Annotated in this window: 16 protein-coding genes; 2 read left to right on the forward strand and 14 right to left on the reverse strand. The window is 56.3% G+C overall.

The window, feature by feature from the left end; all coding sequences use genetic code 11:
• Window positions 1-387: a MarR family transcriptional regulator gene (locus tag HCH03_RS11725; protein ID WP_221689642.1), complete on the forward strand. Its 387-nt coding sequence runs from the start codon at window positions 1-3 to the stop codon at window positions 385-387.
• 190 nt (window positions 388-577) lie between these two features.
• Window positions 578-2,788: an AAA family ATPase gene (locus tag HCH03_RS11730; protein ID WP_221689643.1), complete on the forward strand. Its 2,211-nt coding sequence runs from the start codon at window positions 578-580 to the stop codon at window positions 2,786-2,788.
• A gap of 357 nt (window positions 2,789-3,145) precedes the next feature.
• Here the strand turns inward: HCH03_RS11730 and HCH03_RS11735 are convergent, their stop codons facing one another.
• The 14 genes from HCH03_RS11735 to ispG form a co-directional block, all read right to left on the reverse strand.
• Window positions 3,146-4,600: a lipopolysaccharide biosynthesis protein gene (locus HCH03_RS11735; protein WP_221689644.1), complete on the reverse strand. Its 1,455-nt coding sequence runs from the start codon at window positions 4,598-4,600 to the stop codon at window positions 3,146-3,148.
• Window positions 4,597-5,667: a hypothetical protein gene (locus HCH03_RS11740; RefSeq protein WP_221689645.1), complete on the reverse strand. Its 1,071-nt coding sequence runs from the start codon at window positions 5,665-5,667 to the stop codon at window positions 4,597-4,599. Before HCH03_RS11740 ends, HCH03_RS11735 begins: the two co-directional genes overlap by 4 nt.
• 193 nt (window positions 5,668-5,860) lie before the next feature.
• Window positions 5,861-7,060, reverse strand: a complete 1,200-nt coding sequence (locus HCH03_RS11745; protein WP_221689646.1) for a Coenzyme F420 hydrogenase/dehydrogenase, beta subunit C-terminal domain — start codon at window positions 7,058-7,060, stop codon at window positions 5,861-5,863.
• Between the two features lie 13 nt (window positions 7,061-7,073).
• Entirely contained in the window at window positions 7,074-8,198 is a 1,125-nt protein-coding gene (locus tag HCH03_RS11750) for a polysaccharide pyruvyl transferase family protein (protein WP_281421142.1), read from the reverse strand.
• Between the two features lie 17 nt (window positions 8,199-8,215).
• Window positions 8,216-9,577 carry a hypothetical protein gene (locus tag HCH03_RS11755; protein ID WP_221689648.1) on the reverse strand — a complete coding sequence of 454 codons (1,362 nt, stop codon included), beginning with the start codon at window positions 9,575-9,577 and terminating at the stop codon, window positions 8,216-8,218.
• On the reverse strand, window positions 9,552-10,577 hold the full coding sequence (locus HCH03_RS11760; RefSeq protein WP_221689649.1) for a glycosyltransferase: 1,026 nt from the start codon (window positions 10,575-10,577) through the stop codon (window positions 9,552-9,554). Before HCH03_RS11760 ends, HCH03_RS11755 begins: the two co-directional genes overlap by 26 nt.
• Entirely contained in the window at window positions 10,568-11,692 is a 1,125-nt protein-coding gene (gene wecB, locus HCH03_RS11765) for a non-hydrolyzing UDP-N-acetylglucosamine 2-epimerase (protein WP_221689650.1), read from the reverse strand. The genes HCH03_RS11760 and wecB overlap by 10 nt, the downstream gene beginning before the upstream one ends.
• Before the next feature lie 4 nt (window positions 11,693-11,696).
• Window positions 11,697-12,557 carry an SDR family oxidoreductase gene (locus HCH03_RS11770; RefSeq protein ID WP_221689651.1) on the reverse strand — a complete coding sequence of 287 codons (861 nt, stop codon included), beginning with the start codon at window positions 12,555-12,557 and terminating at the stop codon, window positions 11,697-11,699.
• Window positions 12,554-13,618, reverse strand: coding sequence for a polysaccharide biosynthesis protein (locus tag HCH03_RS11775; RefSeq protein ID WP_221689652.1), 1,065 nt, complete (start codon window positions 13,616-13,618; stop codon window positions 12,554-12,556). The genes HCH03_RS11770 and HCH03_RS11775 overlap by 4 nt, the downstream gene beginning before the upstream one ends.
• The gene (locus HCH03_RS16835) at window positions 13,599-14,810 is read right to left on the reverse strand and encodes a glycosyltransferase family 4 protein (RefSeq protein ID WP_221689653.1); all 1,212 of its coding nucleotides are present in this window, start codon (window positions 14,808-14,810) and stop codon (window positions 13,599-13,601) included. The genes HCH03_RS11775 and HCH03_RS16835 overlap by 20 nt, the downstream gene beginning before the upstream one ends.
• On the reverse strand, window positions 14,807-15,469 hold the full coding sequence (locus HCH03_RS11785; RefSeq protein WP_221689654.1) for a sugar transferase: 663 nt from the start codon (window positions 15,467-15,469) through the stop codon (window positions 14,807-14,809). The genes HCH03_RS16835 and HCH03_RS11785 overlap by 4 nt, the downstream gene beginning before the upstream one ends.
• 359 nt (window positions 15,470-15,828) lie before the next feature.
• Window positions 15,829-16,548: an HAD family hydrolase gene (locus tag HCH03_RS11790; protein WP_221689655.1), complete on the reverse strand. Its 720-nt coding sequence runs from the start codon at window positions 16,546-16,548 to the stop codon at window positions 15,829-15,831.
• Window positions 16,545-18,305, reverse strand: coding sequence for a proline--tRNA ligase (locus HCH03_RS11795; RefSeq protein ID WP_281421143.1), 1,761 nt, complete (start codon window positions 18,303-18,305; stop codon window positions 16,545-16,547). Before HCH03_RS11795 ends, HCH03_RS11790 begins: the two co-directional genes overlap by 4 nt.
• Window positions 18,302-19,369 carry a flavodoxin-dependent (E)-4-hydroxy-3-methylbut-2-enyl-diphosphate synthase gene (ispG, locus tag HCH03_RS11800; protein WP_221689656.1) on the reverse strand — a complete coding sequence of 356 codons (1,068 nt, stop codon included), beginning with the start codon at window positions 19,367-19,369 and terminating at the stop codon, window positions 18,302-18,304. Before ispG ends, HCH03_RS11795 begins: the two co-directional genes overlap by 4 nt.
• Between the last annotated feature and the right edge of the window lie 412 nt (window positions 19,370-19,781).

Raw genomic sequence — 19,781 nt, forward strand, 5'->3', positions numbered from 1 at the left:
TTGAAGAGGAACTGCTCCCCCGATCTGCTGTTCGAGCCGTCGAACGACACCGACGACTACACCCAGGTAACCATGTTTGTCAACGAGGAGTTCGCCGCGCTAAAAGCGGCAGAGGACAAGGCGCTGGACGTCGAGACCCGGCAGAATGACAGAGAAAACGACAGAGAAACTGATAGAGAAAACGACGCGAAGGGATCCCTCAAGGGAAAAGAGCGCGCACTGCTCGATTTGCTCCAGGAAAACCCCGCGCTGACCATCTCCGGCATGCGCAAGGAGCTCGGCATGAGCGAGAGCACAATCAACCGCATGATAAAGAAGCTGAAGGCCGCCGAATTGCTCAAGCGGGAAGGGCCGGACAAGGGAGGCTTCTGGAAGGTGAACCCGTGATGGCGAAAGCGCAGGCGACACGGGAGGCAGCGCAAAGGCGTGAAGGGCGAATAGCATGAATACGGGTCACATAGCTTTACATGATCTCATCACTATGAGAATCTGTTGCTGTACTTCAAAATGCAAAATCTGATAACGAGGATCGCCGCAAGCCAACCGAGGCGATGCGGCATCGAAAGGCATGGCGGATATGGCCGCGAGCACAATGACGATCGACTCGATTACGGCTCCCGGAAGGCTTCCGAACGGTTTCCGACACATGGAGGAATTGAACGAACTCGAATTCTCCCGGCAGGGAAACGTTGTCGTCTACGCTCCCAACGGAAGCGGCAAATCGACTATCGCCAACGCCCTATGCGGCACCCTCGGCCGTTCGGTGTATTGCGACGGAGAGGTGTTCGGCCGCCGATTCTCCTCTTCGGATGACGGCGCAGAATTCTACCTCATCAAAGACCAGGAAGGGAGAAACGTAGCCGAGCTGCCAGAAGGCCGCGCCCTTCTTTTGGGAGACAACGTTGCAAGGGAGATGGAGTTAGACCACGCACTGTCGAACGGGCTTAGCACACTGCGTAAAGCCTTTAAGGACGAGCTCGCCAAAATAGGATTGTCGTCGAAATCCAGCGCCCTTGCAACAAAGCTGAAGGAGATCGACGGCGAGTTAGGAGAAGCGATCGATCTTGTATTCGGGAAAACGGCTACCCGAGACAACTTCTTCGATTTCATGGATCGCATTTGCGCCGAATGGCAGTATAAAGACCCGTTCAAAGACGTGGGGCGAATAAAGGGGCATCAGACACGCACCTGTTTGGCCAACAAAGAATCCGGAGCAGCATACAAAACTATTGCCTCATGGAAGAGCAAATCCCCTACCGAACGAGTCAAGGAAGCCGGCAACCTACCGCTTTTCGAGAAAGAAGCGGAACTGCTCATGCAATTCAAACCGGAGGGATTAGAATGCCCTATGTGCGGCGCTGAGTGGGAAGGTTGGAACAACGTCTATTGCAACCTCATCCTTAAGGCTAGCAGCATAAAGGACTCGCTCAGCGACAAACAGCGTGAAGCGGTCAACGCCATTTCTCAGAGCCATCCCGGCCTGTACAGAGCATGCTCGATTTATCTGGAAAGAGGCGATTTGGCCTCCTTAGAAAAAGAACTCAGAGTTATGCAGCAAGACCTTTGTGACGCAGCTCAGTTTGCCAAGCACGCTATTTCCGAAGTCGCTCGATCAAGCGAATACATCGAAGTATGGAGAGAGTACAGAGAGATTCAAGGCAAAATCGGTTTCGACGATGCCATGGAAGACATCGAGCTGATGAAGGAGGTGGCTTCGAGCTATTTGGGCAAACAGCTCGATGTTCGAATTATGGGAGGCAACCTCAAGATCGAGCTCGCCGAAGCCGAGCTTCCCAGCCACCCGCAGGAATTCCCCTTGAGCACGGGCGAAAAGAACTTCCTTTCGCTTCTACTCGATTTGGTCAGAGCAAAGCGCTCAAACGCCAGCTGCATCGTGATCGACGACCCCGTTTCCAGCTTCGACTCAATCTACAAAAACAGAATCGCGTATCTTCTGTTGGATATGCTCAAGGATAAAAAAGTAATGATGCTAACCCACAACCTCGAGTTCGTGAGGTTGCTGCATGAACAGCATCAAGACTGCTTCAATTTGTATATGCTCGCAGCATCCGACAACGGCCCGAACGGCTTTCAGCGGGTCGATCACAACGAGATGGCAATTCTTCTCTATGCAGACAAGCTTCCCAAACTCTTGTCCAAGGGCCCAAAGCTCGGCGTCGAGGACAGCGAGCCGTTCCTCATCGCGCTGATTCCGTATATCCGGTCATGGGCGAATTTGACCGGCAAGACCGAAGCCTACGAGCAATGCTGCTCGCTCATGCATTGCAGAAATCAGGACGATTCGTCGGTGGAGCTGACATCTCTATATCAAGAGGTGTTCGAAATCGAATCGACCGACTTCAGCGAGGTATGCGTATCCTCCGCTAGTTTGGCGATCAGAGAACTTGGCGAGCTTCCCGAATCGTTCGTAGACAAAGAGAGGTATCCCCTTCTGAACAAAACGCTCGCGCACAACTTCGCGTTCTACCTCTTGAGATTGAAAGTGGAGCATGCCCTTCTGAGCTACGCCCCCGAAGCCGAAGCGTCGCTGCCGCGCAAACCGAAGCTCTACAACTACGTCAGCGCCTGTCTGTGCAACGGAGAGGACGAAACCGAGAGAAAATGGCGACGAAAGATACTGTCCAAGAAAACCCTCCTGAACAGCTTCAGTCATTTCGAGTGGAACGTCAATGTGTTCCAGCCGGCAATCGACATCAGCGACGAGACGCTCGCGAACGAGACGCGCGATGTGCTTGCCATGGTCGAAGAGATATCTGCCGCATCCTAAGAGGCAGGGCGCCTCTTCGATCCCATAAGCGCTCCTATTCTTGATCGCTCGGCAAGAGACAAAAGATCTGTTGGTTGGAGCCAAAAACCTCACGAAGACGAAGCTGGCCGACATGGCGGGCTACAGCCGCAGCCACGTGACCAACATCGAGGATGGCCTCAGTGCGAAAAACGGACGCAGCATACTTTCATCATACAGGCAAATGAGGCGCAACGGCTCTCCACTACGGTATATCAATCGTGCGACCATGCAATGCGCGGGGGGTTCGCCGATGGCCATGCGGTCTACGTGCACGAGCATGTGCGTGCCGCAAAAAAGCATGGCAACTCACTGCCGGGAAGACGCAGCCGCTTTCTTTTATGACCTATTCGAGATCAAAGTCCTGATGGCAAGACCGATAGCCTTTCGCTTTAAGAAAGCAACCGCTGCAAGAAGAAGCAGGAAAGCATATCTTATGGTTGGATAAGGATACAACAAGAGCATACACAGCATAAAAATTGTAGATACCAGCGCCACCACTACAAGGAAACGCAGATCATAGAAACCGTTGAGTTTTTTCTGCATGCATATTGAACGATAACAAGCGAAATGAACCACGCTTACCAAAACATAACATACCAACGTAGTATATCCTGCAGCAAGGTATCCGAACAAATTGATGAACACCAAATTGAGCAGCACGTTGACGGTAGCCGCAATCACCGTCGCTCCCATTATAAGTTTCGTTTTAGAATAGTAGTATTCAATGTTCAAAAACAGATCCTGCAAAGCAATAAATACGACGCTCGCAGCTACGGGAGGAATGATGTAGACGGCATCGCGATACGCCTCCGTTGCGACAAGGTTCACGACTTCTGGAGCAACGCACACAAGCAAAACGTTGATGAATGCCACAAATACCAGGTATATTGATCCGATTCTCCGTATCTCCCGAACACTGTTAGCCTCTATCGCCTTGAACGTCCACGGAGTCAGCGATCCGTTAATTGAGACGTTAACTATCAAAAGAACCATGGCCATGCTGTAGGCAATGCTGTATATGCCCGCTTCGTAGTCTCCGCATATTTGCGCGATCATGAGCCTGTCAGCATTTTGAAGCAGAACAGTAGAAAGCAAATGAACTATTACTGGAAGGTTAAACAGAAGGGCGAACTTCCAGTATTTCCAATTGAAAACCTCTCGGCTTTTTTTAAGAACGAAGATGAGCGGTATCGCATAAACCACGATGCTCACCACGACCTTGCACACGATGGCAACGAGACCCTCAGCACCTGGAGCCTCCGAGTGCGTCAGCACAACCGCGGGAACACTCACGATAGCCGTTACGGCGGCGATAATCAAAGAAAGAGCAACAACTCCAGCGTAATCGAAGTCGAATCTTTTGCGCGAGCACCAGCAATCAAAGGCGGAAAAGAAAAAGAACTCAACGAACATGAGCAAAGTCAGCTCAGTAGACAACCCCGTGAGCCCATTCCAAAACGAAGGAGCTGCAAGATACACCACAGTAAATATCGCGGTCGACAACATGCCCAATCCGACCATCGAAGATGTGTACTGTTCCTTACTGTCGGCAAACTCTACCATTCCTTTGTGAAATACGCTTTTGCCCAAAGACAGTGTCACCACGATGACAAGCACGCTGTACCAAGATTGGAATACCGAATACTGCCCGTATTGCTCCGGCAACATAAAGCGAGTGAATACCGGAATCAGCAGGAAAGCGATGCCTTTTTGAAAAAAGTTCGCGAATGCAAACCACAGAGTAGCCTTAACCGGCCTCTGCAACGCGCGATAGGTAGAGACAAGTCTCATCGAAAGTCTTTAGGCCTGTTTAGCTCGGCAGCGCTTTTACCAGAAATGAATTCATCAATGCCTTTCCCGTAGTAAAGACGACGATACCAAGGATGTTTCTTCAGAGTTCTATGTATAGCTCCCGCAGGCCTAAAAAAGAATGCCGACAGAATATGGGAGCTCAATGGAATATGTACGCCATTAGCATGTGCCGCACTAATAATTTCCTTCACATATCCATCCTTCCTCTCGGATGGATATGAAAACAACTTGCCGAGTCTCGTTGCCAAATGATCGCAAAAATCTTGCACATCGAAAACTCCGCGGAACTCATCCAAAGCGCCGAGGGCATATAGCTCCGCTTGAGTCCGCAAGCATTTTGCGCATTGCCCGCAATTGTCTCCCGCGCAAACACAGAGGTTTTCTCTTACTACGTCGAACTTCTTGATGTCCTTCAGCTTTCCCATGCGAGTCAGTTCCTCGACTCCACTTGAATAGAAGCGGATGGTATCCGTCGCCAACTCCTTGAGAGTGAACAGATCATAACGCGTTGGATCATGCTCGCTGAGCAAAAACTTGTCGAGCGAATCGCTTGAAGAATAGTAATAGGTATCAATCATCTTCTGTATTGCGAACACGCAACTGCATGTTTTGCACGAGGAAGAGATAGCGGTCACGCCCTTTTCAAGTAATTCATGGTGAAATACAAGATAATTCGTATTCACGCTTACAAAATCAAGCCCCAACTTGTCGGCAACCTTGGAATAACGACTCGCTTTGCTTTCAAAGATACGTTGGGATGTGTCGAGTTCTATCGTGAGAGCGTTGACGTTCGCAAAAAGAAGAAAAGTCAGTCGAAACTTCTCGATGGGCTCTTCCTTCATCTTCATGACGGTGTAGAACGAATCCACTCCGCAAGAGATACCCGCACCCACGCCTTGTGTGATGCAGGCTATAGGTGGAGCGAGGGGAGCCTGCACCTCGATTTCATGAAAGGGAGCTATTGACCGAGATAGAACAGGCATGTAATACCGAACCATTTGAAAATAGATATCTTCGGTAATCGGTGCCTCGCAGACGATGTCCAAATCCTTATACATCGCATATTGGAAAAGACCCAAAAAAAACGAATCTGACCGCTCCCAGCAAAGGTACTCTTTGAATCTCAGATCGAACTCATAGTAGATTGTTTCTGTTCGATCCTCGCATATGACAGAGGAGCACAACCGAACTTTTCCGTCGACCTCTACAACAAACGGGGCTCCGATGACGATCTTTGATTTATTTCGCACGGTGCCGCCACCTCAGTGTGAGAAAAGGAATGTAAAGCCGCATCGCATTTAGAACGCGTACGATCCTGTTTTTTATTACCCACCCTCGACCAAGGCCATCTTCTATCCTTTTGACAATATCGCATTCATCACTCGCAATAAACGCCGATCTTCTCTCTCCTCCGTCAGAATTGCAACACATCACCATGTGACTAGCTTTCATATCTTCAAGATTTCCCTCAGTGGCGAAAATGTCCCCTTCAATCAAATCGAACAGGCGCTCTCCCTTTTGAGTTCTTATTAGTAACGCCGAGGCACCCTTGTTTTGTGAACGGTTTAGCATCTCCCTAGAGATTCCCCAATGATCGCTAACCACAATGTCCGCAAATAGAGCATCACCCCGAAATTTGCAGTTCGTACAGCTGTTCATAGTAATTAGGCCAGATCCAAACGCCACCCCATAATGGTTCTGATTCAGGAGCACTTCTCTATGAACTCGTCCATCCTCACATACGATCTTAAGTTCCGGAATGAGCCAATTGGTATCTTTGCTTCTCATGTTCACTGACGTTATACGGGAGCCCAGCGCTCTCGAAACCGCCTGTCTATACTCCCTCCACACCTTTGGAGAAGGAGCACCTCCGCACACAAAACTACACGTCAGCAAGTTATCGCACTTTCCAACCAACCGCCTCAAACCTGCAACCTGGCAGGGAGTTCCGCTGAATAGCACAAGACGATCAGGCAGCACTTCTGTGATTTCCGAGAAACAACTCCCCATATCGCTTTGAACATATTTTGAACTGCGCATCTTCTCAATACCCGCGAGGTCGCTGGATAGAACATGGCGAGCAACGATATCGTCATCCCAAATGCATCCGCAAACCATACCGTCCGCCTTCAGAACTTCCTTTGCGAGCAGATAAAATATTCCTCCCGACGAGCTTCTCAAGCGATCCTCGTCTCTCACGGCGAACGAGTAGATGACTCGCGAATCGCGCAAACCTGGATTCTTGGCATTCTCCGCGTTTACAATAGGGCAGGCAGATTCGCACTTTTTGCAACCTATGCAAGAATCGGTAATCACATAAGCGATAAAGCCCTTCTCGTTTTCCTTCATGGCGATCGCCCCGCACGGGCATACGACCGAACATGCTGAGCAACCAGTGCACTCCTCTTCTGCCAGATTCACTGTTTCTTTGACGTGCATTGCGCCTCCTCCCTCATTCACCGTCATTCAAGCCGCCCAATACTGCAGAAAGCCACTCGAGTGCCTCCGATCTTCTTTTTCGTAGCACTTCAGCAGCAAAATGAAAATCAACAACTTGTGCAACCATCTCTCCGTCCAAATTATCTGAACGATCACGTAACTTTGTTTCTTCGAGCAATTCGTTCATCCGCACATTATTTCCAGTTTTTGAAGGGAACAGAGCAAATGGCGTCTGCAAGGCAACAGAAAACGCAGTTCCATGGTAGGAGTCGGTGCAAACAAACCGGGCGTGATCTATAAGCCATACGAATTCCCAAGGCGTCACGCCGTGAAGGTTCCGGTCAATGAATCTGCCGCGATACCGGTTGTTAATAATCCGGTACACTGGGAGCCCCATCGACTTCGAGTAGCGCCGCCAAGCCTCCTCTTCTTCCTTTGATCGGGTATTCAACGTGAATACCAGCAAATACTGAGCGTTTTCTTCAACGTCTTTGGGCTTTTTCGCGAAGTCACGCCATATAGCCGACTCCAGCATCAATGTAGGGTCGGGGCATAGATAGCTATCAACCCCAGCGATGCGATCAACCTGCTGTTTCGTGTGAAACTCCCTAACACTGACACCAGAGAAAGAACACAGCGAGCCGCGAAGCAGCGATGATTCATTCGGATCAGTGACAACGTGATTGCCCATACTTGACGCCACCGACAATCGCTTCTTCGCATGCCCAAAACCAAGCAGGAAAGCCGGATCTAGCGAACCAGAAATCGAAGGATTCCAAACCTGATCGCTTCCAACAGCGAGAACGTCGCAGTCGATGTCATTAAGTTGCTCGCGGTCTTCGTATCGCTTTTCAGTTTTTGGGAGGCAGCGATGGAATTCTTTGAAACCGCGCAGGGCAAAGCTCCGATAGCCCATAGCATTTCTAATTGCTGTTTTACACGCGTCGACTACCTGTCTCCTTTTCAAAAAGAATGTAGCCGTCTTGCCGAGAGACAATTCCTCAATTCTATTTCGATAATCAATAAAGGCGGTGTCCAGACCCATCGATTCCATGATCTTCCATGTCGCCCAAGCTTGAAGGCAAGCGCCGTAACTATACGAATGATGATAGGTAATTATTAAAGCTTTTCTATTCATAGTCACTTCCGTTTACGTTAATTGTTGCTCCGGAAAAGCATTGCGTCAGAAAAGGTTGAGGGAATCCCGTTTCGACGTGCACTGAAAATGTACAAAACGGCATAAAGACACGCGAGGAAAAACAAACCCCTCGGCAAAAGCATTGGATTGTACTGAAACCACCTGAACGCCATCGCGGAAACCCATACGCTGCAAATCAGTTGGAAACCTGACAAGGGACGGCCATCACCCATATTCGCCATAAAACGCAGAATGGCGCCGAGCAAAAGGGAGAAAACCACCACTCCACCCCACCCAAGATAGTAATGGAAGAAGAAGGGATAGTACCCACCACCCATATTCCAAATACCCTCGCGTGTTACAAGCGCAAGATTAGATCCTTCAACCGATCCGCCGAGAACAATAGATGCCAAGAACAAAAAGAAAGAATGAAGACGCTCGGCAACCGAAACCATGTTTTCATAAGAAAGGAATGTTAGAGAGGTGTAATACGCCGAATATGCCCCGTCCCAAGCGAAACCTGCTTGACTGAAATCCCGAACACCTTGAAGAGTCGCATCAAGGGAAAAGGAATCCCCCCGAAGTTCGCCGACGGTGAGCATGATGACGAATGCCAAGACCGCAAAGGGAGCAACTTTACGGATATTGACCCTGTCCGAGACCACCATAAGAAACCACACACTCACGAGCTCTATAGAGGTAATACGCCCGCCTATCGAGAAGTCCAAAAATACACGAAACACAAGGGCGCAGGTAAGAAAGACGAGTGTTTTCCTGTTCCCTCCCGAGAAAAACAAGCCAAGCATGAACAGGATAACAGCGTATTCGTATATGCTCGTGATACGTATACGCGATCCGATTCCGTAGGCCTCGCCCAATCCCAAAAGACCGGTCGCAATAACGCAGGCACCACACGCAATAGCGACAGTCGCACTTTCCCTTTTCGGATCGATAAATACAAATTTCCGTGGAAAAACGTTTATTCTCAAGGGCATCAACACCGTGATGCACGTAAGAAACACAAGCATCACATTGATGCCGGTGAACGCGTCCAATGTTCCTCTCAACTGAACATAAGGAGAAATTATTTGTATATCGAAGTAATTGACTATGCAAAAACTATAACAGCATAAGGCAACAAAAAAGAACACCACGACGAGCAGCCAGTTCTTTCGTGCGATAATCACCAAGTAAAAAGACAGCAGAATCGTCATCACAGCAGCGAAGGCAGAGCTCAAGTTACCCGGCTCGCAGCAATTGACGATCAGCGCCATCATGGCGCCCATAAGAATCAGGGCGCGCACGACGAAAACCGACTTTTGAGCGTGCAAAGCGTGCTCTTTCCTGAGTTCGCTATTTTGCATGGTTATCGGGGCCAAGATCACCTCGCATGCCTCGAAGCATAACCTCGCTCAAGGCTTCTGCGCTCTCCGCATTGTAAAAGCTGGCTCCAACGTAGCCGCTCAATGCTTCGCGGGCATATGGCAGATCAGGCGCAATGACGGGGGTCCCGACTTTACGAGCCTCGTAAAGCGGGAGCGGGAATGATTCCATAAGAGAAGGAAAGAGCAGGATACTTTTCGCATAAAGATCATATACTTCGTCTTGCTTTTTCCATCCCAAAAATTCAATAGGCAAACTATCCTTCTCTATTTCGTGTTTCGCTCTGGAAATCTTGCGACTCTCGGCACCATTCAACGTAAAGAGAACACGGTAAACACTATCGGGATGCGAAGCCCTTATCAGACGACATGCATCGACAATGATCCTGTGATTTTTAAAGGGCATCTCCGTAGCCGGATAGAAAAAAATTGTTGGATAGATCCGTCTGTATTTCTCCGTGGGGAGCACATTGATGAACGGGGGCTCAACCGTGATTTTGGCTTCGTCAATTCCTATGTTCGCCGAGCAACAGCGAGCCATCCACTTCGTTTGAACAATAACATGGGAGGCTTTTTTTAACGAACGCACGACCATCGCACCTAAAATGTTCTGCCTTATCCAAAGATTCGGATCCTTAAAGAAGTTAAACGAGATATCGCAAAAAGGCTTCGGAATACAGTTGTGCTCATATACTGTCTGGCGTATTTTCACCAGAGGCATCATGGTGTTCTGGAGAGAGAGAATCGAGTCAGGAGAGTAATCACGAACAATTTTCGGCCCTATAAACAAATCGAAGATCAGGCGATGTAGCCAGCTTTTCTTTACCCAAGGAAATCGTTTCACCCTAACGTTCTTAGAAGATGCCAATTCAGGGACGCTCACAAGGAAGATGTATCCATTGTCTCGATCATCAATCGCTCGTGCATGATACGATTGAAGTATTCCCAGAGCTCCCGATGTCGAGGCGGCAACGTCGTACACCAAGATCAGAGACATGCCCGCCTCCACACGCTTCTCTCAACGTAGCTAGTGAAACCTTGCACGATCTTGATGACCTCCGAGCTCATGTCCTTATTCGAATAACTGGGTACCGATAAACTATTACTGGAAAGGGTGGTTTCGACTCGCACCGATTGAATAACTCTATCCGACGATAAGCTACCCAGTGTAAACGCCCCCGCATCAATAGCCTCGGGCCGCTCTGTTGATGTCCTCAAAGACACGGCGGGGAAGCCGAGGATTGCCGACTCCTCGGCGAGGGTCCCGCTGTCCGACACAACGCAGAAGGCGTTGCGTTGAAGCTGGACGTAATCATGGAAGCCGAAGGGTTTGTGCGCTCTGACAAGTGGATGAAACTCCACGCCACGTTCCTCGATGAACCTTCGGCTGCGCGGATGCATGCTGTACAGGACGGGCCGGCCGAACTCCTCGGCCAATGCGTTAACCGCGCCGACCATCTCGGCGAAGTTCCGCTCGTCGTCGATGTTCTCCTCGCGGTGCGCCGACAGCAGGAGGTAGCCGCCCTTCTCGAGCCCCAGCCGTCCGAGCACGTCGCTCGCGTCGATCTTCTCCGCGTGGGCTGACAGCACCTCCCGCATGGGGGACCCCACCACGAAGGTGCGCGCCGGGTCGCAGCCCATGGCGGCGAGGTTGCGGCGGGCATGCTCCGAATAGCACAGGTTCACGTCGCTCGTGGTGTCCACGATGCGACGGTTCACCTCCTCGGGCAGGTTCTCGTCGAAGCAGCGGTTGCCCGCCTCCATGTGGAAGATCGGGATCTTCAGCCTCTTGGCCGAGATCACGCACAGGCAGGAGTTCGTGTCGCCGAGGACGATGAGGGCGTCGGGCCGCACCTCGCGCATGAGCGCGTAGGACCTCGCGAGGACGTTGCCCATGGTCTCTCCGAGATCGATCCCCACGACGTTAAGGTAGTGGTCGGGCTCCCGCAGGCCGAGATCGTCGAAGAACACCTGGTTGAGCTCGTAGTCGTAGTTCTGCCCGGTGTGCACGAGGATGTGCTCGAACACCTCGTCGCAGCGCTTGATGACCTCGCTCATCTTGATGATCTCCGGCCGTGTGCCGATCACCGTCATGAGCTTGAGCTTCTTCATGTTTCTAGCCTAACGTGTAGTGGGGATAGAGGTCTTTGTGCGCACGCATCCACGCGGCCAGCTCCTTCACCTGCTGAGGATACCCGGCAGGGCGGAAGCCGAGATCGAAGTTGGTGCGCACGAGCGTCTTGTCGAGGACGAGGGAGGGGTCTTCGCGAATCTCCACCGATCCGCCCCGTAGCTCCTCGTTGAAGAGCGCGAGCAAATCGTATTTGGAGATGTTGCCCTCCGGCACCATGTTGACGAGCCCCGACGTACCTGCGCTCGCCGCCGCCTCCATAGCCTTCGCAAGCTCGAGCGTGGTGAGCCCGGTCCACATCGCGCGGGTGTAGCCCCCAATAGAGCCGTCCTGCGCCATGAACCAGTTGAGCAGCCCGATGCCGGCGGGCGACATGTCGGGTCCGACGATGGAGTTGCGAAACGTCAGGTTCTTGGAGTCGTTCAGCTCGCCCGCGGCCTTGGTTCTGTCGTAGACGCTTTCGCCGTCGGGCTCGCCGCCTTCCGCATAGGGGCCGGTGTTGCCGGCGAACACGCAGTCCGTGCTCATGTGGAACACGCGCGTCGGCGCGCCCTCGCAGATGCTCGCCAGAACGTGCGGCAGCTTCCCGTTGAGATACGCCGCCCCCTCGGGGTCGGCCTCGGCAAAAGAGTTGAGCACGCCGACGCAGTTGATCACCACGTCATACGCGCCTCGCTCCACAATAGCCCTAAGCTCGCTCTCGTCGCGAGCGTCGCCCAGGACCTGCTCGCCAAGGAACGGCACACCACGCCGACTGAAACCCGTTACGCAATGACCTCGTTCTTTGAGGTAAAGGGCAATGGCGTGTCCCGCCATGCCCGTCGCGCCAAGAACGAGGAACCTCATTGGACCGCCTCCGATTCGCGGCCCTTGAGGGCGAGCTCCACGTACTCGGCGGTTTTGATCTTCTCCACCGTTCCCGCAACGTCGAGCCGCTCGGTGTTATGGCTCGTATACGACTCGTCGGCCTGGGTCTCCACCTCGCCCTCCACGAAGAACTTGTCGTAGTTGAGGTCGCGGGTGTCGGCGCGCACCCTGAAGTAGTCCCCTATGTCCTCAGCGCGTAGGCGCTCCTCGCGCGTCATGAGCGTCTCGAAAAGCTTCTCACCGTGGCGCGTGCCGATGACTCTCGTGCCCGTGCGTCCAAACAGCTCCTGCACGGCCTCGGCCAAATCACCGATAGTCGCCGCCGGGGCCTTCTGTATGAAGAGATCGCCGGGGTTCGCATGCTCGAAGGCGAACCGCACAAGGTCGACCGCCTCATCCAGATTCATGAGGAAGCGCGTCATCGTAGGATCCGTCACGGTGACGGGGAACCCCTTCTTTATCTGCTTGATGAACAGGGGGATGACGCTGCCCCGCGAGCACATGACGTTGCCGTAGCGCGTGCAGCAGATGGTAGTGCGCCCCGCGCCGTTGCGGGCGTTCGCGTAGATGATCTTCTCCATCATGGCCTTGGAGGTGCCCATGGCGTTGATGGGGTAGGCCGCCTTGTCGGTGGACAGGCACACCACCTTGCCCACCCCCTCGTCGATGGCCGCGTGCAGCACGTTGTCGGTGCCGACAACGTTGGTCTTCACGGCCTCCATGGGGAAGAACTCGCAGGAGGGGACCTGCTTGAGGGCCGCTGCGTGGAACACGTAGTCCACCCCGCGCATCGCGTCGCGAACCGACCGCTCGTCGCGCACGTCGCCGATATGGAAGCGCACACGGGAAGCCATATCCGGATGACGAGACTGCAGGCGATGGCGCATGTCGTCCTGCTTCTTCTCGTCGCGGCTGAAAATGCGTATCTCCCCCACTTCCGATTCCAAGAAGTGCTCGAGCACCGTGTTGCCGAACGAGCCGGTCCCGCCGGTGATAAGGAGGACCTTGCCTTCGAACGAGCTAAACACCCTGCCTCCCATCTGCGATCTGCCTCAAAAGCCCTTCGATCGCGTCCATGTGCTGCTCTTTCATGAAATGCTCCCTGAAGTAGCGCCGACCCGCCCCGCCGCATGCCGAGTAGGCCTCCGGATCGTCGACGAAGCCGTCCATGAGCGCCGCGAGACCATCGGAATCGCCCGCGTCGACCGCCCTCCCGCACCCAGACTCCTCGATGACGTGGCGAGCGCCACCGTTTATGGCGGCAATGATGGGCTTCCCCGCGGCCATGTAGCCCTGCAGCCGCGAGGGCAGCGTAGCGCCGACCCACGTTGAACCGTCGAGAGCGAGAAGGCAGGCGTCGGCCATCTGGTAATAGCTTGGCATCTCCGAGAAGGGCCTTCTGCCGTGAAACACTACGCGGTCTTCCAGGGAGTATCTCCGCACAAGGTCGCGCGCCTCCTGCAGGCAAGCGCCGTCGCCCACGAAATGCACGGCGAACCCGTTATCGTGCCGCATTTTCGCAACAGCCTCTAAGATGCAGGGGATGCTCTGGGCGCGGCCTATGTTCCCCATGAGGGCAAAGTTCACCCCAGAGTGCTCATTGCACGAGAAATCCTCATCGAGGAACTTAGAGGGGGCGAACTGCGGCACGTAGCGCACGCGCTTCGCGGGGATCCCGTGGACTTGCGCGAAGTAGTCCGAAAACGCGCTCGACTGAACCGCTAGAAGATCGGCTTGCCCGTAGATCTCTCCGCTCACCTTCTCATAGTGCTTCAGGAGGAACGGGAATCGGTCCCCGAGCATCACCTTCATAGATTCAGGCCAGAGATCGCAGCAATACAAGAGAAGGGGGGCTCCCGTTCGCTCCTTATACGCGACGGCAGGCTCCGCCATCATGACGGGGGACAGCTGGTAGGCAAAGACGGCATCGAAGTCGCCCGGCATGCTTTTCGCGATGCGCGTCGCCGAGCGGGCGTAACTGTAATAGTTGAGGGCAAGTCGGAGCGGGCCAGGCTTTCTACCGATCTCGAAGGAACGGACAATGGAAACACCATCCTTTTCCTGCCTTCGGTTGCACCCTCGGTGATATTCTTCGGGAACGACGCCCGACGGGTAGTTCGGCAGGCCGGCGAGCACCGTCACCTCGTGACCCCTACGTACGAGCTCCTCGCAGACGGCGGTGATCTGAAAGTCCTCGGGCCAGTAGTGCTGGCAGACCGTAAGAACCCTCACCGCCCCTCCCCCTTCCGCGCGTCCCGGTCCACGCCCCGCCGGCTGGCCACCGTCGCGATCGTCCTGAAGAACACCCGCGCGTCGAAGGCCAGCGACATGTTGGCGACGTACTCGCCGTCTAGGAACGCCTTCTCCTCGTCCGTGACCAGGTTGCGGCCGTTGACCTGGGCCCAGCCGGTGAGGCCGGGGCGCACGGCGGTCGCGTTCAGGGGCTCGCGCAAATCGATCAGGCGCCCCTCGCGCACGATGACGGGGCGCGGGCCCACCACCGACATGTCGCCCTTGAGGATGTTGGCCAGCTGCGGGAGCTCGTCGAGCGACCAGCGGCGCAGGAAGTCGCCCGCGGGCGTCATGAAGGCGGCCTTGTCCCCGAAGGACGCCGCCGGCATGTCGGGCGGGGTCCCCACGACCATGGTGCGGAACTTCCAGCACTCGAAGCGGGTGCGGCCCCGCCCCCACCGCTCCTGGCGGAAGAGCACGGGGCCGGGGCTGGTCACCTTGACGGCCACGGCGCAGGCGAGCAGCACGGGCGAGAGGGCGACGAGGGCGAGCGCGGCGGAGGCGACGTCCAGGGCGCGCTTGGCGTGGGCGTAGCCCCGGTTCGGGATGCGAGAGAGCGGCGGGCGGACCTCCACGCCGGGGTGCAGGCGCGCGGCCATGGCCCCCCAGCCGCCGTCGCCGGCCGCGTCGGCCGCCCCGGCCTCACCGTCGGTTACCCCGTCGGTCAGATTTCCATAACCCGGGTTATCAATAAAAGATGGGTTCCGACATGAGAAAATGGAGTGAAATCCCAGTTCAGTGGGATGACTGCAAAACGTAAAGACGATAGCGTCATTCGCTAAACCAGGGTTCCCAATTTGAATAAAGCCGTATCAATGATCCGATGCAATACAGCTCTGCAGGAATCACGGGGTCATAGTGACCCCGTGATTCCGTTTGTTTAAAACTTATTATTACATCAATTAATATTATATATTTTTATATATAACTAATCTGAGAATATAATCCGCTGCAGCCCCTAAGCCTCTCCAAGCAACTTCGGCAGCTCGTCTATGGTTCGGCACGCGTAATCAGGGTTTTCGGCCTCCAGCACCACCTCTGGGAACATGCCCCATAGCGCCGCCACGGTAGTGCAGCCGGCACCGTTTCCGGCTTGGATGTCGAAGGGGCTGTCGCCGACGTAGACACATTCCCTTGGTTGCAGGCCGAGCAAGTCGCAACCGTGAACCACCGGACCCGGATCGGGCTTGTAGGCGGGCCAGTCATCGGAGCCTATGAGGAAGTCGAAACCTGCATCCAACCCAAACACGGACAGGCCGCGCAGGGCCGCCTCGTGACGCTTCGAAGTCACCACGCCGAGGGCCAGTCCCCTGCCCCGCAACTCGACAAGCGCATCGGCAACACCGGGGAAGATGCCGACAAGGTCGTCGTGAACCCGCTCGTTGTACGCACGATAGGTGCCGAGCAGTTCGTCATGCACAACCTGGTCATCCGTGAAATCCCACATCTGGACGGTAAGGGGCTGGCCCACCTTCGCCATGAGCCGCTCGTCGGGGATGCTCTTTCCCAACACCGTTTCCACCGCGTGCCGAAACGACACCAAGATCAGGCGCTCGGTGTCGAGCAGGGTGCCGTCCAAGTCGAAAAGCACTCCGCGCACGCCGGCAAGCGCCGCCCCGGGACATGCCGAAAGCGGCGCGGCCCCGGAAGCCGCGCCGCCGGAAAACCCGTCGCTCATCGGGCGAACAGCTCGCCGAACAGGTCGGCCTCGGAGCCCCACACCTTCGTGTTGCGCTGCGTGAACGCGATGGCCTCGGTGAGCGCCGTAAGCGAGATGTCGCGCCGCGCCCCCGTCTTGCGGTGCTTGATCTCAACCTTGCCTTCGGCCAGCCCGCGCTTGCCCACCACGACCTGCAAGGGCCAACCCACCAGGTCGGCGTCGGCGAACTTCACGCCGGCGCGCTCGCTGCGGTCGTCGATGACAATCTCCAAGCCGAGCTTGGCCAAGTCGACGGCCAGCTTCTCGGCCGCCGGCTGCACCTCGTCGTCGCCCACGGTGAGCGGCAGCACGCATACGTGCGCCGGCGCCACCGAGAAGGGCCACGCGATGCCGTTCTCGTCGTTGTGCTGCTCCACGATGGCAGCCATGGAGCGCGAGATGCCCACGCCGTAGCAGCCCATGAGGAACGGCTGCTCGCTGCCGTCCTCCGCCATGAACGTCGCGCCCATGGACTTCGAGTACTTGTCGCCCAGCTGGAACACCTGCGACACTTCGATGCCGCGCGCGCCCTCGAGCGGCAGCCCGCACTTCGGGCAGCTGTCGCCGGGCTTCACGATGCAGAGGTCGGCCCACTCGTTCACCTTGAAATCGACGCCCAGCTGCGCGCCCACGTAGTGGTAGCCGTCCTCGTTCGCGCCCACGACCCACTTCGGCACGGCCTGCAGGCTGCGCGCCGCGATGACGTGCGCGCTCTCGGGCAGGCCGACCGGGCCCATGGAACCCTTGTGCAGACCGAACGCCTCCATGTCCTCGTCGGTAAGCAGCGTGAAGCCGCCGGCAGCGCGCTCCGCCTTCAACTCGTTGAGCTCGTGATCGCCGGGAATGAACATGACCACGAGGTCGCCCGCGTCGTTCTTGCCCGACAGCGCCTTCACCGTGGACGATTCGGGAATGTCCAAGAACGCCGCCAGCTCGGCGATGGTGTGCACGCCCGGCGTGGCCACCTTCTCCATGGCCGGCACGTCGTAGACGGTCGGACGCGCCAGGCAGTCGCCCGCCTCGGCGTTGGCCGCCCAGCCGCACGTGCAGTGCACGAGCTCGGCCTCGCCCGCGTCGGCGAGCGCCATGAACTCGCAGGTCACGCTGCCGCCGATCTGGCCGGAATCGGCTTCGACGGGACGGTAGTCCATATCCATGCGATCGCAGATGCGCCCGTACGCCTCGCTCATCTCGTCGTAGGTCTTCTGCAGCGACTCCTGACTCGCGTGGAAGCTGTAGGCGTCCTTCATGATGAACTCGCGGCTGCGCAAAAGGCCGAAGCGCGGACGGATCTCGTCGCGGAACTTCACCTGGATCTGGTAGAGCGAAAGCGGCAGCTCCTTGTACGAGCGCAGCTCGTTGCGCACGAGCGCGGTGATGAGCTCTTCGTGGGTGGGCCCGAGGCAGAACTCGCGATCGTGGCGGTCGACCAGGCGCATGAGCTCCGGACCGTAGTCGTCCCAGCGGCCGCTCTCGTGCCACAGCTCGCCCGGCTGCAGCGCCGGCATCATGATCTCCTGCGCGCCGATGGCGTCCATTTCCTCGCGCACGATGCGCTCCACCTTGGCCAGCACGCGCTTGCCCAGCGGCAGGAACGTGTACACGCCCGAAGCCGTCTTGCGGATCATGCCGGCGCGCAGCAGCAGCTTGTGGCTGGCGATCTCCGCGTCGGTGGGGTCTTCCTTGAGCGTGGGCACGTACAGCTCGCTCATGCGCATGATATTCGCGTTCGTCATAATCTTCCTATCTCCTCCATCAAAGCGTCCACGATGGCCTTCTCCTCCACCTTGCGGACGACGTTACCATGGGAAAACACCACGCCCGATCCCGCTCCGCACGCCACGCCGATGTCGGCGTCGGCGGCCTCGCCCGGGCCGTTCACCACGCAGCCCATGACGGCCACCTTGAGCGGCTTGTCCAAATTCGCGATGCGCTCCTCCACCTCGCGTGCCAGCCCGATGAGGTCCACCTGGCAGCGCCCGCACGTGGGGCAGCTGATGAGCTCCGGCGAGCGTCGACGCAGGTCGAACGCCGCAAGCAGCGTCCAGCAGGCACGCACCTCCTGCACGGGATCGTCGGTGAGCGAGATGCGCAGCGTGTCACCGATACCCTCTTCCAGCAGAATGCCCAAACCGCAGGCCGACTTGATGACGCCTTGGAACGTCGTGCCGGCCTCCGTGACGCCGATATGCAGCGGCACCTGGGGAAGCTCGCGCGCGAGCTGGCGGTACGTGGCCACCGTGGCCATGACGTCGTGCGCTTTCGCGCTGACCACCAGGTCGCGGAAACCGCGCCCCTCGCAGTAGCGCACGTAGTCGGCGGCCGAACGCGCCAGCTTCTGAGCCAGCGTCAAATCGTCGCGCGCGGCCAGCTCGGCGTCGAGCGAGCCGGCGTTCACGCCGATACGGATGGGGATACCCGCCTCTCCCGCCGCGTCGAGCACGGCGTCGGTCTTGGCCAATCCCCCGATGTTGCCGGGGTTGATGCGCAGCTTCGCCGCGCCGCGCCGCGCCGCCTCCACCGCGATGTCCGCCGAGAAGTGGATGTCGGCCACCACCGGCAACGGCGATTGGGCGCACACGGCCTCGAAGGCGTCGAGATCGGCTTTGTGCGGGATGGCCATGCGCACGACCTCGCAGCCGGCGGCGGCCAGCGCCTCGATCTGCGCGAGGTTCGCAGCCACGTCGTCGGCAGGGGCGTTCAGCATAGACTGCACGACGACGGGCGCGCCGCCGCCGAGCGGCACGTCGCCCACCATGACCCGCCGGGTCGCCTCGTTCGGCCTTGCTGTGCAGGACATACGCCTCTCCCATCCCACGCGCTTGATCGCATGTCGGAATATTGTACCGCCGAACGGCCTTCGATCGGCCCCGTTTCACGAAAGCTGCCGCAAAAACCGCGCAGGGGCGGAGGATGGGGGCGATGGGGGCTGCTTGAGAAAGAAGGCTAGCCCGGGTTGTCCCGTAGGGGCGCTCTCCAGAGCACCCGTTCCGGCGCAGCCGGAAAAGCAACCGAGACTCGTCTCGCGCTCCGCGCGAGCGGGCGCTCTGGAGAGCGCCCCTACGGAGTCTATGAGGCATGCGGCTTTCTCTGCGGACACTGTCGTTCGCGCGAAGCGCGAAATCCGCCGTCCAGGTTGCCTCGGCAGGCGAGCGCAGCGATGCCTGCCATGCGGCCGAAGGCCGCATAACGGCCGCCCAGGTCGATCCGCA

It is taken from the genome of Gordonibacter massiliensis (ex Traore et al. 2017), assembly GCF_019731765.1.
GTDB classification, from domain to species: Bacteria; Actinomycetota; Coriobacteriia; order Coriobacteriales; family Eggerthellaceae; genus Gordonibacter; species Gordonibacter massiliensis.

Excerpts from the sequence above, each read along its gene's own strand:
- HCH03_RS11770 (WP_221689651.1), bottom strand. The coding sequence starts at position 12,557 with ATGAGGTTCCTCGTTCTTGGCGCGACGGGCATGGCGGGACACGCCATT.
- HCH03_RS11745 (WP_221689646.1), bottom strand. The coding sequence starts at position 7,060 with ATGCACGTCAAAGAAACAGTGAATCTGGCAGAAGAGGAGTGCACTGGT.
- HCH03_RS11785 (WP_221689654.1), bottom strand. The coding sequence starts at position 15,469 with ATGGCCGCGCGCCTGCACCCCGGCGTGGAGGTCCGCCCGCCGCTCTCT.
- HCH03_RS11775 (WP_221689652.1), bottom strand. The coding sequence starts at position 13,618 with ATGGGAGGCAGGGTGTTTAGCTCGTTCGAAGGCAAGGTCCTCCTTATC.
- wecB (WP_221689650.1), bottom strand. The coding sequence starts at position 11,692 with ATGAAGAAGCTCAAGCTCATGACGGTGATCGGCACACGGCCGGAGATC.
- HCH03_RS11750 (WP_281421142.1), bottom strand. The coding sequence starts at position 8,198 with ATGAATAGAAAAGCTTTAATAATTACCTATCATCATTCGTATAGTTAC.
- HCH03_RS11795 (WP_281421143.1), bottom strand. The coding sequence starts at position 18,305 with ATGACGAACGCGAATATCATGCGCATGAGCGAGCTGTACGTGCCCACG.
- HCH03_RS11730 (WP_221689643.1), top strand. The coding sequence starts at position 578 with ATGGCCGCGAGCACAATGACGATCGACTCGATTACGGCTCCCGGAAGG.
- ispG (WP_221689656.1), bottom strand. The coding sequence starts at position 19,369 with ATGTCCTGCACAGCAAGGCCGAACGAGGCGACCCGGCGGGTCATGGTG.
- HCH03_RS11760 (WP_221689649.1), bottom strand. The coding sequence starts at position 10,577 with ATGTCTCTGATCTTGGTGTACGACGTTGCCGCCTCGACATCGGGAGCT.
- HCH03_RS11735 (WP_221689644.1), bottom strand. The coding sequence starts at position 4,600 with ATGAGACTTGTCTCTACCTATCGCGCGTTGCAGAGGCCGGTTAAGGCT.
- HCH03_RS11790 (WP_221689655.1), bottom strand. The coding sequence starts at position 16,548 with ATGAGCGACGGGTTTTCCGGCGGCGCGGCTTCCGGGGCCGCGCCGCTT.